The organism is Streptomyces sp. NPDC040610 (genome assembly GCF_055594065.1).
Genome location: NZ_JBVIXA010000008.1, coordinates 259,692 through 274,444, shown reverse-complemented (window position 1 = coordinate 274,444; position 14,753 = coordinate 259,692). Strand labels below are relative to the sequence as shown.

Here is a 14,753-nt window from a genome sequence, read left to right as displayed (position 1 = left end):
CTCACCGCTCCGGCGTCCCGGCCGCGTTCACGTTCCACGTTCCTCGACGAGGAGAGACGAGGAGAACCACCATGGCAGCGCCCACGTCCCCAGGCCCCTCCCCCGCTCCCGCTCTTGATCGCCCGCCGCCCAAACCCTGGTACCGGCAGCTCTACTTCTGGGTCCTGACCGCGATCGTCTGCGGCATCCTGACCGGCTGGCTCTGGCCGGAGGTCGGTGTGGGTCTGGAGCCGGTGGGCACCACGTTCGTGTCCGCCATCAAGATGCTCATCGCGCCGATCGTGTTCCTGACCATCGTCGGCGGGATCGGCGGTGTCGACAGCCTGCGCCGCGTCGGCAGGGTCGGGCTCAAGTCCCTGGCCTGCTTCCAGGTGGGCACGCTGGTGGCGCTGGCTCTCGGGCTGATCGCCGTGAACGTGGTCCGGCCCGGCGCGGGAGTCCACGCCGACCCCGGCGAACTGCGCCTCGCCGGGGACGCCGCCCAGTACGTCAAGGACGGCGAGGGCCAGAGCTGGTGGCACTTCCTGACCGACGTGGTGCCCTCCAGCGCCGTGGGCGCCTTCGCCGAGGGCAATATCCTGCAGGTCATCTTCTTCTCGGTGCTGTTCGGCATCGCGCTGAAGGCCGTGGGACCAACCGGAGCCCCGATCGTCGAGGGGATCAACCGGCTGAGCACCGTCGTGTTCAAGATCCTGCACTACGTCATGCTGGCGGCGCCCGTCGGCGCCTTCGGGGCGATGGCGTTCACCATCGGCAAGTACGGCATCTCCACCCTGACCAGCCTCGGCCGGCTCATCGGCCTGTTCTACGGCACCTCGCTCTTCTTCGTCGTGGTGGTCCTCGGCGGCGCCCTGGCCCTCCTGCGGATCAGCATCTTCCGGCTGCTGCACTACCTGCGCGAGGAGTTCCTCATCGTCCTCGGCACGTCGTCCTCCGAGAGCGTGCTGCCCCGCCTGATGACCAAGCTCACAGGCCTCGGCATACGCCGTGACATCGTCGGCCTGACGGTCCCGACGGGCTACTCCTTCAACCTCGACGGCAGCTCCATCTACCTCTCCCTGGCGGCCGTCTACATCGCCCAGGCCACGGACACCCCGCTGTCCCTCGGGCAGCAACTCGGCCTCCTTGCCGTGATGATCCTCACCTCGAAGGGCTCGGGGGGCGTCACCGGTGCCGGGTTCATCGCCCTGGCCGCCACCCTCTCCAGCGTCGGCACCGTACCCGCGGCCGGCATCATGCTGATCTTCGGCATCGACAAGTTCATGTCCGAGTGCCGCGCCCTGACCAACCTCGCCGGCAACAGCGTCGCGACCCTCCTGGTGGCCCGCTGGGAGGGCGTCCTGGACACCGCCCGCGTCAATCGGGTCCTGCGCACCGGGACTCCCGATCCGCCTCCGGTGGACGGCTTGCAGCTTCGCACCAGTGACGGTGTGTACGACCGCTGCTAGCCTGCGCTCATGATCATGGGGGGATCGTCCGGGCGAATAGCCCACATGGCGGGGAGCAACAGGTCAGAGCGCGTACTGATCCTGGCCAGCTTCGTGAACCGCGTCGGCAATGGGCTCTTCAACGCGGTGGCGGCGCTCTACTTCACGCTGATCGTGGACCTACCGGCGGTGCAGGTGGGGGCCGCCCTCACGGTCGCCGGCCTGATCGGCCTCCTCGCGGGAATACCGGGAGGCCACCTGGCCGATCGACGTGGGCCCCGCACGATCATGATGCTCGCTCTGATGGTCCAGGCAGTGGCCATGTCCGCTCTCGTGCTCGTCGAGAGCTGGGGCGCCCTCGCTGTCATCGCCACCGTCGACCAGCTCGCCGCGGCCGTCGGCGGCGCGGCCTGGGGAGCCCTGGTCGTCCGGGTCGGTACCGACCGCCCGGCACTCTTCCGGGCGAAGCTCCGCACGTACGTCAATCTGGGCGTCGTCCTGGGAACCGTGGGTGCCGGATTCGCGGTGACAGTGAATACGCGTGCCGCCTACTTCGTACTGATCCTCGGCAACGCGGCCAGCTTTGCCTTGTGTGCTCTCCTCCTTTTCCTGCTTCCCCGCTACAAGGCATTGGCGCCGCCGCCGCAGGAACGCCGCTGGATCGCCCTCACCGACCGCCCCTACATGACCTTCACAGCGCTCTATGGGGCGATGGGGCTGCAATACACAGTGGTGTCCCTGATTCTGCCGATCTGGATCTCGGAGCACACAGACGCACCGCGCTGGACCGTGGCGGCGGTATCCGCGTTCAATTCCGCGGTCTGCGTCCTCTTGCAGACCAGAATCGGATCCCGCATCGAAACCCCGCGTGATGGTGGCAGAGCGTTCCGGACGGCGGGACTGCTCTTCCTCCTCAGCTGCCCGATGATGGCCCTGACCGCGTACGCCCCCGTGTGGGCCGCCGTCGCCCTCGCGGTCGCAGCGATCTTCGTCCACAGCCTCGGGGAGATCTGGGAGTCCTCGGCCGGCTTCGCCCTTGGTTTCGGCCTGGCACCGGACCACGCCCAAGGCCAGTACCAAGGGCTTCTCGGGCTTGGCTTCAGCGCGGGCCAGGCGCTCGCCCCCGCCGTCCTCACCACCGTCGTCCTTGGACTGGGCACCGCCGGATGGCTGCTCCTCGGCGCTTTCTTCGCCGCTGCGGGCGCCTTCGGCCCACCGCTCGAACGCTGGGGCACGCGAACCCGAACGCAGGGAGCCGCGGTGGCGGAACCCAGCGCAGAATCAGAAGAGGTGCGCCCGTAACCCCATGCTGATACGACCTCATGATCGCGGCAGTCGCGAAGAGTCCCTGGAATTCGCGCGAAGTCATGGATTCGGGCAACTCATCGCCGCAGGACGCGACCGCGATTTCCCCGTCGCGGTACCCACACAGTTCCTCCTGGCCAACAACGAGACGGTACTGCTGCACCTGGCATCAGGAAATCCCGTCTTCCCCGCGGTACGCGAGAATCCCGCCGTCCTGCTGAGCCTCGTCGGCGACTGGACCTACATTCCAGGCGCCTGGAAGGCGATCAACAGCGAGGATCCCGCGCGGGGAATTCCCACGGTGTATTACGCGGCTGTGCAACTGCGATGCACGGCCGAGGTACTGGAGACTCCGGAGGAGAAGCTCGAAGTCCTGCGAAGGCAGATCCAGGAGCTGGAGCCGGGGAGCGGCATCGCGGATCCGTCCGTGCACGAGCACCGTCTCCGGGAGATCCGTGCGCTGCGGCTGACCATCAGAGAGGTCACTGGCAAGTTCAAATTCGGGGGCAACGTGGACGAGGCGCATCGCTCAGCGGTCGCCACCCGCCTGTTGGCGCGCGACGGGCCACGGGATCCAGCCGCACGGGAACACCTCCTGCGCAGGTCGGACGGCTGAGCAGCCGCGCCACTCGCTTCGCAGACCGGGCCACCGCCCGCGCGGGGCCACGGCCCGGGTGGGGCCACCGCCCGGGCACTCACGCGCACTGTGCCGCTCCCGCGGATGCCGAGTCCCCGACGGGATCTCCGTCGGCGCTTCAGATGAAATTGAGCGCGACCGCGCCGCCCACTCCCCCAAGCAGCATGAACACCGGCATCAGCACCTTCAGCTCGATCCAGCTCCCGGCGCGGAACCGCATTATCCGCGGCGGCCCGATCGGGTACCAGCGCTTGCGGCCGATCGGGATGGGCCACAGGATCGGGCAGCCGGAGACGGTCAGTGCGTCCCCGATGTCGTGCACCAGCGCGCCGAGCACGACCGGCAGCCCCAGCCACAGGTACTCCTGGCCCGGCGCCGTGAACAGCCAGTCCGAACCGTTGCCCGGCTTGTCCAGCACCCCCGCCATGATCCACGCGCTGGCGGCGGCGAGGAGCCACACCAGGACATCGCTGCTCGACCCGCGCGCGGCCCGCCACAGCAGGCCTTCGATGGCGAGCACCATGTGCACGAAGAGGAGCGCGAGCACCGCCCAGCGCCCGCCCGTCACCGCGAGCACCGACGAGCCCGCGCCGATCAGCACCGCCCAGACCCAGGTGTGTGTGAGCGTCCGGTGGCCCCCGGAGCGACGCGGGTCGCCCGGCTTCCGGGTCGACCGGTACACGGCGTAGGAGAGCTTGTCGACGATCTCGCACAGGCCGCGCGAGACCGGTCCGAAGGCGCGCGAGATGGTCGCCGACTTGTGGTCGAGGTCGGGCGCGAGCGCGGCCCCGGCGCAGATCAGGGCTCCCACGACGAGGACCGGCCAGGGCATCGAGTGCCCCGCGGCCGCCGCGGCGGCGCCGACGCCCAGCCAGGCCGCCGCCCCCGACAGTGAGTGTGCCGGTCCCATCATCGCTGCTCCCCGCCCCATTCCTGTTGTTCTGACGCCCTGTTGGCGACACAGCGTAGCGTTCGTGATCTTCGTGCGGCCGTCCGGTTCCCTCATCGGGCGGGAAGGGAGGCAAGATGGGGGTGTGACCCTTATTGATCAGCTGCCGCCGGATGCCGACCCCGATGCCCTCTTCGAAGCCTTCTCGTCGTGGGCCGAGGACCAGGGGATCACTCTCTACCCGGCCCAGGAGGAGGCGCTGATCGAGGTGGTCTCCGGGGCAAATGTGATCTTGTCGACACCCACCGGCTCCGGCAAGAGCCTGGTCGCGGCCGGCGCGCACTTCACCGCGCTCGCCCAGGACAAGGTCACCTTCTACACCGCTCCGATCAAGGCGCTGGTGTCGGAGAAGTTCTTCGACCTGTGCAAGCTGTTCGGCACCGAGAACGTCGGCATGCTGACCGGCGACGCCTCCGTGAACGCCGACGCCCCGGTGATCTGCTGCACCGCCGAGGTCCTCGCCTCCATCGCGCTGCGCGACGGCAAGAACGCCGACATCGGCCAGGTCGTGATGGACGAGTTCCACTTCTACGCGGAGCCTGATCGCGGCTGGGCCTGGCAGATCCCGCTGCTCGAACTGCCGCAGGCGCAGTTCATCCTGATGTCGGCGACGCTCGGCGACGTCTCGATGTTCGAGAAGGACCTCACGCGCCGCACCGGCCGCCCCACGTCGGTGGTCCGCTCCGCGACCCGCCCCGTCCCTCTCTCGTACGAGTACCGCCTCACCCCCATCACCGAGACGCTCACCGAACTCCTCGAGACCAAGCAGGCGCCGGTCTACATCGTGCACTTCACGCAGGCGCAGGCCGTGGAGCGGGCGCAGTCGCTGATGAGCATCAACATGTGCACGCGGGCCGAGAAGGACCAGATCGCCGAGCTGATCGGCAACTTCCGCTTCACCACCAAGTTCGGTCGCAACCTCTCGCGCTATGTGCGGCACGGGATCGGCGTGCACCACGCGGGCATGCTGCCGAAGTACCGCCGTCTCGTGGAGAAGCTCGCCCAGGCGGGCCTCCTGAAGGTCATCTGCGGCACGGACACCCTCGGCGTCGGCGTGAACGTGCCGATCCGCACGGTGCTGTTCACGGCGCTCACCAAGTACGACGGCAGCCGCGTCCGGACGCTGCGCGCGCGGGAGTTCCACCAGATCGCCGGGCGCGCCGGGCGCGCGGGCTTCGACACGGCGGGCTTCGTCGTCGCGCAGGCCCCCGAGCACGTCATCGAGAACGAGAAGGCGCTCGCCAAGGCCGGCGACGACGCGAAGAAGCGCCGGAAGGTGGTGCGCAAGAAGGCTCCCGAGGGTTTCGTGGGCTGGACCGAGGGCACCTTCGAGAAGCTCATCGCCTCCGAGCCCGAGCCGCTCACCTCGCGCTTCCGCGTCACCCACACCATGCTGCTCTCGGTGATCGCGAGGCCCGGCAACGCCTTCGAGGCGATGCGTCACCTCCTCGAGGACAACCACGAGCCGCGCAAGCAGCAGTTGCGCCACATCCGCCGCGCGATCGCCATCTACCGCTCCCTGCTGGACGGCGGCGTCGTCGAGAAGCTCGACGAGCCGGACGCCACCGGCCGCATCGTGCGCCTGACGGTCGACCTCCAGCAGGACTTCGCGCTCAACCAGCCGCTGTCGACCTTCGCCCTCGCCGCGTTCGAACTCCTCGACCCCGAGTCCCCCTCGTACGCCCTCGACATGGTCTCCGTCGTGGAGTCCACCCTCGACGACCCGCGTCAGATCCTCGCCGCCCAGCAGAACAAGGCGCGCGGTGAGGCCGTCGCGCTGATGAAGGCCGACGGCGTCGAGTACGAGGACCGGATGGAGCGCCTTCAGGACATCACGTACCCGAAGCCGCTGGAGGAGCTCCTCTTCCACGCCTACAACACGTACCGCACCAGCCACCCGTGGGTCGGCGACCACCCGCTCTCCCCGAAGTCCGTGATCCGGGACATGTACGAGCGGGCGCTGTCCTTCACCGAGTTCACCTCCTTCTACGAACTCGCCCGTACCGAGGGCATCGTCCTGCGCTACCTCGCGAGCGCGTACAAGGCCCTGGAGCACACCATCCCGGACGACCTGAAGTCCGAGGACCTGGAGGATCTGATCGCCTGGCTCGGCGAGATGGTCCGCCAGGTCGACTCCAGCCTCCTGGACGAGTGGGAGCAGCTCGCCAACCCCGAGGTGATGACGGCCGAGGAAGCCCAGGAGAAGGCCGACCAGGTCAAGCCGGTCACGGCCAACGCCCGCGCCTTCCGCGTCCTGGTCCGCAACGCCCTGTTCCGCCGCGTCGAACTCGCCGCCCTCGACCACGTGGAGGAGCTGGGCGAGCTGGACGCCGAGTCCGGCTGGGACGCGGACACCTGGGGCGCGGCCATGGACAGGTACTGGGACGAGTACGAGGACCTCGGCACCGGCCCCGACGCGCGCGGCCCCAAGCTGCTGCGCATCGAGGAGGATCCGGAGCACGGTCTGTGGCGCGTCCGCCAGACGTTCGCCGACCCGAACGGCGACCATGACTGGGGCATCAGTGCGGAGGTCGACCTCGCGGCCTCCGACGAGGAGGGCCGCGCCGTCGTCCGCGTCACGGACGTCGGCCAGCTCTGACCGCCCCCAGCCCCCGGACAGGAGTCGAAGAGCCGTCATGAACAATCCCGCCGACCGCCTGGTCGATCTGCTTGACCTGGAGCAGATCGAGGTCAACATCTTCCGCGGCCGCAGCCCGCAGGAGTCCCTCCAGCGTGTCTTCGGCGGGCAGGTCGCCGGGCAGGCGCTGGTCGCGGCCGGCCGCACCACCGAGGGCGACCGGCCGGTACACTCGCTGCACGCGTACTTCCTGCGTCCCGGCCGCCCGGGTGTGCCGATCGTGTACCAGGTGGAGCGGGTGCGCGACGGTCGCTCGTTCACCACGCGCCGCGTCACGGCGATCCAGCAGGGTCGTACGATCTTCAATCTCACCGCCTCCTTCCATCAGCCCGAACAGGGCGCCTTCGAACACCAACTGCCGCCCCGCATCGAGGCGCCCGCCCCGGAGTCGCTGCCGACGGTCGTCGAGGAGATCAAGGAGCATCTGGGCGCGCTCCCCGAGCAGTTGGAGCGGATGGCCCGGCGGCAGCCCTTCGACATCCGCTACGTGGACCGGCTGCGCTGGACCGCCGAGGAGATCAAGGACGCCGAGCCGCGCAGCGCCGTGTGGATGCGCGCCGTCGGCCCGCTCGGCGACGATCCGCTGGTGCACACCTGCGCGCTGACCTACGCCAGCGACATGACCCTGCTCGACGCCGTCCGCATCCCGGTGGAGCCGCTGTGGGGCCCGCGCGGCTTCGACATGGCCTCGCTCGACCACGCCATGTGGTTCCACCGGCCCTTCCGCGCCGACGAGTGGTTCCTGTACGACCAGGAGTCCCCGATCGCGACGGGCGGCCGCGGTCTCGCCCGGGGCCGTATCTATGACATCGAGGGCCGACTTCTCGTCTCGGTCGTCCAGGAGGGGCTCTTCCGTCCGCACACCCCCCGGCACATGGGCACGCCCACTCCGGACGCCTGAGCCACCGCATCCATCGCAAGGGACAACCGGCATGAACGACAGCCACAGACCGGACGAGAGCGAGCCGATGAGCACCAGCACGAGCACAAGCAACGGTCCGGAAGCCGACGACAGTCGCAACGAGGTACTCGCCAAGGCCGTACGGCTCCGTGAGACCGGCCACCGCGAGGAGGCGCGCGCTCTCCTGGTCCCCCTCAGCGAGCGCTTCCCGGGCGACCCCGAGGTGGCGTACCAGACCGCGTGGGTGCACGACACCCTCGGCCTCGAAGCCGAGGCCCTGCCGTACTACCTGCGCGCGATCCAGCGACCCGGCCTGTCCGAGAGCGACCGCCGCGGAGCCCTCCTGGGCCTCGGCAGTACCTACCGGGTCCTCGGTCGGTACGAGGAGGCCGTCGCCGCGCTCAGCCACGCGTCCGAGGAGTTCCCCGACGACGGAGCCCTCAAGACCTTCCTGGCCATGGCGCTGTACAACACGGGCAAGGCCCACGACGCGATGGGGATCCTGCTGCAGTTGCTCGCGGCGACGAGCCGGGATCAGGACATCGCCGTGTACGGCCCCGCCATCGAGCACTACGCCAAGGATCTCGACGCGACGGTCTAGCCAGGTCCGCCCGCGTCGGCTAGGTCCGCCTGCGGCGCAGCCACTTGAAGAGTCCTCTCGGCTCCTCGCGCCGCCCACCCCCGTCCGGTTCCGGCATCCGGCTCTCCGGCGGCTCTGTCTCGTGCGTCCGCTGGCGGGGAGCCGCCCCGGTGATGTGCGCGGTCGGCCACGGCACCGGGTCGAGCGCCGGATGGGGACGGGGTGAGGCGGAAATGGGTGGGCGGCCCGGCCGGGGTGCGGGACGCAGTCGCCTGGCCTCCTCCAGGGCGAGGATCAGATTGGCCCGCAGCCAACTGATCTCGTTCGGGTCGTCGGCGGTCATGATCCGCTCGACGATGCGTGTCGTGGGTGATTCGGGTGCCGCCTGCGTCAGCGGCTCGGGCTTGAGTCGGTTGAGGTAAACGCGTTCGTAGGGGTCCCTGACCACCTCCGCGAGCTGCACCGGGTCGAGCAGCGACGCACCGGCGGCGGCGCGCTCCCACGGGTCCTCCGACTGGCGCAGCAGAAACCCCGCATGCCTGCTCCGCCAGGTGCGCGCCCGCAGGTCGGCGCCGCCTTCCAGCCGGGTACTCAGCCCCTCCGGCGCACGCCCGGTGAGCAGAGGCGTGCTGGCCGCGGACGCGGTGAACTGACGTAGCTCTTCCTCGAGATACAGCCAGACAACCGCCCGGTAGCGATTCACGTACCACTTCACCGGCGTCAGCACACCCGCGCGGGCAAGACGTGTGAACCGGGCCGGTGTGATGTGCAGGAGGGCCGCGCCCTCCGCCGTCCCCACGGTTTTGACGCGTTGCCGCAAGGACTCGGGAAAGCCCGGCACCGCGCGCACGCGGTCGATCTCCTCTCGCCGCACACGACGGCGTCCTCCGGCCGGGTCCGCGACGGTACGGATCCGGCCCAGCATCACGGCCAAGTCGAACTCGCCGCGCTTCAGACCCAGTTCTCGCGCCGCACTGGTGCGCGCCACCGTCGGCGGCGCACCGGCCCGTGAGGTCGGCGGGCGACTTGAAGGACCCGAAGAGCTGGGCCTGGCCTGCGTCGCGACCGACCCGACTCGCCCGGCCGCGCCGGCAGGCCTGAATGCGGGCTCCGGTCCAACTGCGGCTACAAGATGGGCAATAGTCTGCGTCTCGCCGTTCATGGCGGTTCTCCCCCGTGCGTGGTCATTGCTCGTGGAAAAACCGTAGCCTGGCCGCCCCATTTCCCGCTCGGCCTGTGGATAACTCTGCCTGAGGGTCCGTTTCCGCAGGTCAGAGGTCTACAACGGGTGTCTTTCCCGGATGCCGGGCGCCTACGCCGAGGTGTTCGCCGACGCGGTTCACCAGCAGCGTCATCTCGTACGCGACTTGGCCGATGTCGGCCTGCGCGGAGCTGAGCACGCACAGACAACTGCCGTCGCCCGCTGCCGTCACGAACAGGACGGCGTCGTCGAACTCGATCATCGTCTGGCGTACGTTGCCCGCGTGGAAATGGCGGCCGGACCCCTTCGCCAAGCTGTGCAGCCCGGACGACACCGCCGCCAGATGTTCGGCGTCCTCCCGCTCCAGGTCCGAGCTCGCCCCGGTCACCAGGCCGTCGTTGGACAGCACCAGGGCGTGCCGTACGTGCTCCACACGCTTGGTCAAGTCGTCGAGCAGCCAACCGAGCCCCGTGTTCTGGGCCATGGTCCCTTCTCCCCCTGCGTCGCTCCCCCTGGCTGGAGGATCTGCCCTGCCAGCCTTCCCCACCTCCGGCGTCCCGGCAAGCATGATGGGGACATGGCACAGAAGATGACCGATGAACAGTGGCGGGCCTTCGTCTCGCACGGCACCCGCACCGCGAAGCTGTCGACCGTTCGTGCGAACGGCAGCCCGCACATCGCACCGATCTGGTTCCTCCTCGACGGGGACGACGTGGTGTTCAACACCGGAAAGGACACCGTCAAGGGGCGCAATCTGGCGCGCGACGGGCGCGTGGCCCTGTGCGTGGACGACGATCAGCCTCCGTTCGCGTTCGTCGTCCTGCAGGGCCGCGCCGAGCTGATCGAGGACATCGAGCAGGTGCGTCACTGGGCGACCCGTCTCGGCGGCCGGTACATGGGCGAGGACCGGGCCGAGGAGTTCGGCAAGCGCAACGGCGTACCCGGTGAACTGCTGGTCCGGGTCAGCATCGACAAGGTGCTGGCCTTCGACGCGGTCGCCGACTGACCGTCGCGCCGCGGACGGCTCACCCGATGGAGTCGAGCAGCCGGGCGGTATGCCTCCGCCCGGCGTACTCGACCAGTCGGATCAACACCTCCTTCCCCGAATCGCGGTCACGTGCGTCGCACAGCACCACAGGAGTCCCACGGTCGAGGTCCAGGGCACGTGAGACGTCGTGCGCGCCGTACGTCCGCGCGTCCGAGAAGCAGTTGACCGCCACGACGAACGGAATCTGGCGGTGCTCGAAGTAGTCCACGGCCGGGAAGCAGTCCTCGAGCCGACGGGTGTCCGCGAGGACGACGGCACCGAGCGCCCCCTGTGACAGCTCGTCCCACAGGAACCAGAAACGGTCCTGCCCCGGCGTCCCGAAGAGATACAGCGAAAGGCCGGTTCTGATGGTGATGCGGCCGAAGTCCATCGCGACCGTCGTCGTGACCTTGCGGTCCACACCCTCGGTGTCGTCGACCGACTGACCCGCCTCGCTGAGGAGTTCTTCGGTACGCAGGGGCCGGATCTCGCTGACGGCGCCGACCAAGGTGGTCTTGCCCACGCCGAAGCCTCCGGCGACCAGGATCTTCAACGCCATGGCGGTGCTCTCGGCGGTTCCTCCGGGACCGGTGGTCTGGCCGGTCACCGTGGTGTCGCCGCCCGTGGCGTCAGAGCGCTCGGAGCCCATCGATCACCTCTCGCAGGATCTTCTCGTCGGGTAGCTGGGCGGGTGGCACGGGCCGGTGCACGACGACGTGGCCGCCCTCCATGAGGTCGCCGAGCAGCACCCGGACCACGCCCACGGGCAGGTCGGCACCGGCGGCGAGCTCCGCGACGGACTGGGTCTCGACGCGGCACAGTCCGATGAGCGCACGGTGCTCCGGGCCGAGTGCCCCGTCGCCGCCAGGCCCGGTCGCGGTAATGCCGGATTCGGTGAAGGTGACGAGGGCGATCAGGTCGAAGCGCACACCGCTGGGTCCCGGCCGGGTCCGCCCGCCGGTCATGGCGTACGGACGGACCAGGGGCCCGGCCTCGACGTCGTACCACTGGCTCCCGTGCCGGTACTCGGCACCGCTCCTGTCGTCGGTCATGGCTGCCGCCCGCCTCGGTCACCCGGAGCCCGGCTCGCGGCCGGAGAAGCGCGCCGGGGTGTCCAGGTGCTCGCCGACGCGCTTCACCATGCGTGCCATCTCGTACGCGACCAGGCCGATGTCGGCCGTGACCGTGCTGAGTACGGCGAGGCACGACCCGTCGCCCGCAGCGGCCACGAACAGAAACGCTTCGTCCATCTCGACCATCGTCTGGCGCACGCCCCCGGCTCCGAAGTGCCGACCCGCGCCCTTGGCGAGGCTGTGGAACCCGGAGGCGACGGCGGCCAGATGCTCGGCGTCCTCACGCGTGAGCGCCGTGGAGGCGCCGACCGCGAGCCCGTCGTTGGACAGCACCACGGCGTGCCGCACATCTCCGACGCGCAGCACCAGGTCGTCCAGCAGCCAGTCCAGTTCACCGGACCGTCCGGCGGTGAGACTCGAATCCCGGATCATGTGGGCTCTCCTTCGCTGCGGTCAGTGCTTGTGTGGGCCCCGTCGGGGTCCGGCACGGCTCCGATGACGCCGGGCAGCCGTCCGCCGCCACGGGCCCAGCCGTCCCGGTAGGCGGAGATGCGGTCCCGTACGTGCTCGGGGCTGCGGTCGTTGTCGCGCCGGGCGTCGGCGGCCCCGGGTGCGGCAGTGGGCGGGCCATGGCGCAGTTGTGGGGCGAGGCTCGCCTGGCGCACCCGGCGTGGGAGTTCGTCCGAGGCCTCCGGGGCGCCGGTGTCCGGTGTCCCGGGCGGTGCGCCTTCCGGTTGTTTGCGCAGGTGGAGCGTGGTGACGCCAGGGGGCGGCGGTGCGGGGCGGCCGGGTTCCGCCTTCGGGCCGAGGGCGGGGCATCCGGCCGAGGCGGCGAGACGGGCGTTGTGGGATGCCGCACCGCCCACGCTCGCGTACTCGGCGGCGTCGGTCTCACGCGTCTCTGCGTGCTCGTGACGATCCGTCGTACGCCCTGTGGAGGGCTGGGCCGTGCCGCTGTGCAGAAGTGCGGTCGGCAGCAGGACCACGGCTGTGGTGCCGCCGTACGGCGAGGTCCGCAGGTGCACCTTGATGTTGTGCCGGGCGGCGAGCCTGCTCACTACGAAGAGGCCCAGTTGGTCGCTGTCGAAGAGGTCCAGTGCCTCGGACTGCGTGACGCGGCGGTTGGCCTCGACCAGGACCTCCGTGCCCATGCCCAGTCCACGGTCCTCGATCTCCAGGGCGTAACCGTTGCCCACGGGTTCGCCGCTGACGCGGACCTTGGTGTGCGGTGGTGAGAACTGCGCGGCGTTCTCCACGAGTTCGGCGAGGAGGTGGGTGAGGTCGGCGACGGCGGCGCCCACGACGTCGGCGGCGGACAGTTGGCGTACCTCCACTCGCGCGTAGTCCTCGATTTCGGAGAGGGCGGAGCGGACCACGTTCGTGAGCGGGACCGGCATCCGCCAGGCCCGGCCGGGCGCGGCTCCGGAGAGGATGATCAAGCTCTCCGCGTGCCGTCGCATGCGGGTGGTCAGATGGTCGAGGCGGAACAGGTCACTGAGTTCGTTCGGGTCGTCGGCCCTGCGTTCCATGGTGTCGAGCAGGCTGAGCTGCCGGTGGACGAGGACCTGGCTGCGGCGGGCGAGGTTGACGAAGACTCCGGAGATGCCGCTCGCGAGTTCGGCACGCTCGACGGCGGCGCGCAGGGCGGCGCGGTGCACCGTGCCGAGCGCTTCGGCGACTTGCCCCGTCTCGTCCTCGGCCGGGGGTCCTTGTGGCGCCTCTACGTGGATGTCGATTTCGTCACCCGCCCTGAGCTTCCCTATGGCGTGCGGCAGTTGGCGGCGGGCGATCTCCAGGGCGCGATTGCGGAGCCCTACGAGTTCGACGACAAGGCCGCGGCCGATGCGTACGGAGATGACCAGGGAGGCCACCACGGCGACGAGCCCGAGGAACACCGCGGCCCCGGCCGCGGTGAACACGCCTCGGGTCAAGGGGTCGGCGCGGTCGGCCGCGTCCCGCGCCGCGCGGTCGGCGATGGTTCGCTGCCTGTCCAGCACGGTCGCGTGGGCGGTGTCCCAGGTGCCGGTCGGGGCTGCCGCGAGGGCCTGCTCACCGGGTTCGGCGAGGAGCACCTTGTCCTCGGTGGCCGTCACGTCGGCGTACGCGGTTCCTGCCACGAGGCGCTGCCACGCGGCGCGTTCAGGGCCGCGCAAGTCGGCCGTCGCCGTCTCGACGAGTGTCTGCCGGGTGTCGGCGGCGCCGGTGAACCTGCGCAGTCGCTCGCCGTCGAAGGTGCCCGCGAGCCGGGCGCTCGCCAGCAGCACGTCCTCGCGGGCCAGCATCTCGCCCGCCCGTGAGAATTCGAGCAGTACGCGCGCGTGGGAGCCCGATTCGCCGCTCTGGACGGCGGAGAGCGCACCGTTGACTTTGAAGGCGGCGGTGATGGCCTTGGTGTACTGCCCGTACGTGTCGTCCCATCCGGTGCGGCGGTCGAGCACGGACGTGCGCACGGTACGCAGCCTCTCGGCCCCCGTGACGAACTCTGCGAGCCGGTCCCCCACCGGTGCGGGAAGGCCCGCGCCGTCGGCCACGGTGTTGCCCTTGCCGAGGCGCAACGCCGCCACTGCCCGGTCGGTGCGCGCGGCTTGCCGTTTGAGGGCGGCTGCGCGGTCGGCGGCGGGCTTCGTCGCGTACCGCACGGCGTCGGCGCGTTCGGCTTGGAGCGCGGTAACGGCCGCGACGACAGGCGCGCGTACGGCGGAGTCCACATGCTGCGTCCGCCGCAGGCCCGCGACCTCCTGTGCGGTGCTGACCGTCGCGAACGCCCACAGGGCGAGCAGGGAGACGACCGGCACCATGAGGAGGCAGACGACCTTGGCCCGGACGGTCCGCGGTCGCAGTCGCCACCGGGCTGTGGGCGGCGAGGCGACCGGCCGCCCGTCCGTACGGGGTTCCTCCGTGGCGCGGTTCTCGTGGGCGGGCGGGCCCGCGTGGGCACGGCGGCCTCGGGCATGTGCCGCGCCCGGGTGTGGTGAGCCGGTTTCGGGGGTGGTCCGGGGTGTCTCCATGGCCTCC

14 protein-coding genes are annotated in these 14,753 nt (G+C 70.0%); 7 read left to right on the top strand and 7 right to left on the bottom strand.

From position 1 onward, the window contains the following. The first annotated feature begins 71 nt into the window (after positions 1-71). The 3 genes from dctA to ACZ6AA_RS26980 are packed head-to-tail and all read left to right on the top strand — an operon-like array spanning position 72 to position 3,348. A complete protein-coding gene (gene dctA, locus ACZ6AA_RS26990) occupies positions 72-1,448 on the top strand; it encodes a C4-dicarboxylate transporter DctA (protein WP_468455710.1) in 1,377 nt (458 codons plus the stop codon). A 9-nt stretch (positions 1,449-1,457) separates the two neighbouring features. Further along, positions 1,458-2,729, top strand: a complete 1,272-nt coding sequence (locus ACZ6AA_RS26985) for an MFS transporter (protein WP_468455708.1) — start codon at positions 1,458-1,460, stop codon at positions 2,727-2,729. Between the two features lie 4 nt (positions 2,730-2,733). Then, the gene (locus tag ACZ6AA_RS26980; protein ID WP_468481654.1) at positions 2,734-3,348 is read left to right on the top strand and encodes an FMN-binding negative transcriptional regulator; all 615 of its coding nucleotides are present in this window, start codon (positions 2,734-2,736) and stop codon (positions 3,346-3,348) included. 139 nt (positions 3,349-3,487) lie between these two features. Here ACZ6AA_RS26980 and ACZ6AA_RS26975 read toward each other — a convergent pair whose 3' ends face one another. Continuing rightward, entirely contained in the window at positions 3,488-4,282 is a 795-nt protein-coding gene (locus tag ACZ6AA_RS26975; RefSeq protein ID WP_471460443.1) for a metal-dependent hydrolase, read from the bottom strand. A gap of 61 nt (positions 4,283-4,343) precedes the next feature. Between ACZ6AA_RS26975 and ACZ6AA_RS26970 the strand changes: the two genes are divergently transcribed. From ACZ6AA_RS26970 to ACZ6AA_RS26960, 3 genes are all read left to right on the top strand, one after another. Beyond that, a complete protein-coding gene (locus ACZ6AA_RS26970) occupies positions 4,344-6,917 on the top strand; it encodes a DEAD/DEAH box helicase (protein ID WP_468481655.1) in 2,574 nt (857 codons plus the stop codon). Between the two features lie 37 nt (positions 6,918-6,954). After that, entirely contained in the window at positions 6,955-7,857 is a 903-nt protein-coding gene (locus ACZ6AA_RS26965) for an acyl-CoA thioesterase (RefSeq protein ID WP_468455700.1), read from the top strand. Between the two features lie 67 nt (positions 7,858-7,924). After that, positions 7,925-8,458, top strand: coding sequence for a tetratricopeptide repeat protein (locus ACZ6AA_RS26960; RefSeq protein ID WP_468455800.1), 534 nt, complete (start codon positions 7,925-7,927; stop codon positions 8,456-8,458). A gap of 19 nt (positions 8,459-8,477) precedes the next feature. On the opposite strand, the gene ACZ6AA_RS26955 is transcribed toward ACZ6AA_RS26960, so the two are convergent. Continuing rightward, entirely contained in the window at positions 8,478-9,425 is a 948-nt protein-coding gene (locus tag ACZ6AA_RS26955) for a DUF6397 family protein (RefSeq protein ID WP_471460670.1), read from the bottom strand. Between the two features lie 283 nt (positions 9,426-9,708). After that, complete coding sequence (locus ACZ6AA_RS26950) at positions 9,709-10,122, bottom strand: roadblock/LC7 domain-containing protein (protein ID WP_468455696.1); 414 nt, start codon at positions 10,120-10,122, stop codon at positions 9,709-9,711. A gap of 93 nt (positions 10,123-10,215) precedes the next feature. Here ACZ6AA_RS26950 and ACZ6AA_RS26945 point away from each other — a divergent pair, with 93 nt between their 5' ends. Beyond that, the gene (locus tag ACZ6AA_RS26945) at positions 10,216-10,644 is read left to right on the top strand and encodes a PPOX class F420-dependent oxidoreductase (RefSeq protein WP_468455694.1); all 429 of its coding nucleotides are present in this window, start codon (positions 10,216-10,218) and stop codon (positions 10,642-10,644) included. Between the two features lie 19 nt (positions 10,645-10,663). On the opposite strand, the gene ACZ6AA_RS26940 is transcribed toward ACZ6AA_RS26945, so the two are convergent. The 4 genes from ACZ6AA_RS26940 to ACZ6AA_RS26925 are packed head-to-tail and all read right to left on the bottom strand — an operon-like array spanning position 10,664 to position 14,746. Then, positions 10,664-11,314, bottom strand: a complete 651-nt coding sequence (locus ACZ6AA_RS26940; protein ID WP_468481804.1) for a GTP-binding protein — start codon at positions 11,312-11,314, stop codon at positions 10,664-10,666. After that, entirely contained in the window at positions 11,295-11,717 is a 423-nt protein-coding gene (locus tag ACZ6AA_RS26935; protein WP_471460438.1) for a DUF742 domain-containing protein, read from the bottom strand. Before ACZ6AA_RS26935 ends, ACZ6AA_RS26940 begins: the two co-directional genes overlap by 20 nt. 18 nt (positions 11,718-11,735) lie before the next feature. Continuing rightward, positions 11,736-12,170: a roadblock/LC7 domain-containing protein gene (locus ACZ6AA_RS26930; RefSeq protein ID WP_468455689.1), complete on the bottom strand. Its 435-nt coding sequence runs from the start codon at positions 12,168-12,170 to the stop codon at positions 11,736-11,738. After that, positions 12,167-14,746, bottom strand: coding sequence for a sensor histidine kinase (locus tag ACZ6AA_RS26925; RefSeq protein ID WP_471460436.1), 2,580 nt, complete (start codon positions 14,744-14,746; stop codon positions 12,167-12,169). Before ACZ6AA_RS26925 ends, ACZ6AA_RS26930 begins: the two co-directional genes overlap by 4 nt. Positions 14,747-14,753 lie beyond the last annotated feature (7 nt).

Excerpts from the sequence above, each read along its gene's own strand:
- ACZ6AA_RS26945 (WP_468455694.1), top strand. The coding sequence starts at position 10,216 with ATGGCACAGAAGATGACCGATGAACAGTGGCGGGCCTTCGTCTCGCAC.
- ACZ6AA_RS26930 (WP_468455689.1), bottom strand. The coding sequence starts at position 12,170 with ATGATCCGGGATTCGAGTCTCACCGCCGGACGGTCCGGTGAACTGGAC.
- ACZ6AA_RS26925 (WP_471460436.1), bottom strand. The coding sequence starts at position 14,746 with ATGGAGACACCCCGGACCACCCCCGAAACCGGCTCACCACACCCGGGC.
- ACZ6AA_RS26985 (WP_468455708.1), top strand. The coding sequence starts at position 1,458 with ATGATCATGGGGGGATCGTCCGGGCGAATAGCCCACATGGCGGGGAGC.
- ACZ6AA_RS26965 (WP_468455700.1), top strand. The coding sequence starts at position 6,955 with ATGAACAATCCCGCCGACCGCCTGGTCGATCTGCTTGACCTGGAGCAG.
- dctA (WP_468455710.1), top strand. The coding sequence starts at position 72 with ATGGCAGCGCCCACGTCCCCAGGCCCCTCCCCCGCTCCCGCTCTTGAT.
- ACZ6AA_RS26960 (WP_468455800.1), top strand. The coding sequence starts at position 7,925 with ATGAGCACCAGCACGAGCACAAGCAACGGTCCGGAAGCCGACGACAGT.
- ACZ6AA_RS26980 (WP_468481654.1), top strand. The coding sequence starts at position 2,734 with ATGCTGATACGACCTCATGATCGCGGCAGTCGCGAAGAGTCCCTGGAA.
- ACZ6AA_RS26950 (WP_468455696.1), bottom strand. The coding sequence starts at position 10,122 with ATGGCCCAGAACACGGGGCTCGGTTGGCTGCTCGACGACTTGACCAAG.
- ACZ6AA_RS26935 (WP_471460438.1), bottom strand. The coding sequence starts at position 11,717 with ATGACCGACGACAGGAGCGGTGCCGAGTACCGGCACGGGAGCCAGTGG.
- ACZ6AA_RS26940 (WP_468481804.1), bottom strand. The coding sequence starts at position 11,314 with ATGGGCTCCGAGCGCTCTGACGCCACGGGCGGCGACACCACGGTGACC.
- ACZ6AA_RS26975 (WP_471460443.1), bottom strand. The coding sequence starts at position 4,282 with ATGATGGGACCGGCACACTCACTGTCGGGGGCGGCGGCCTGGCTGGGC.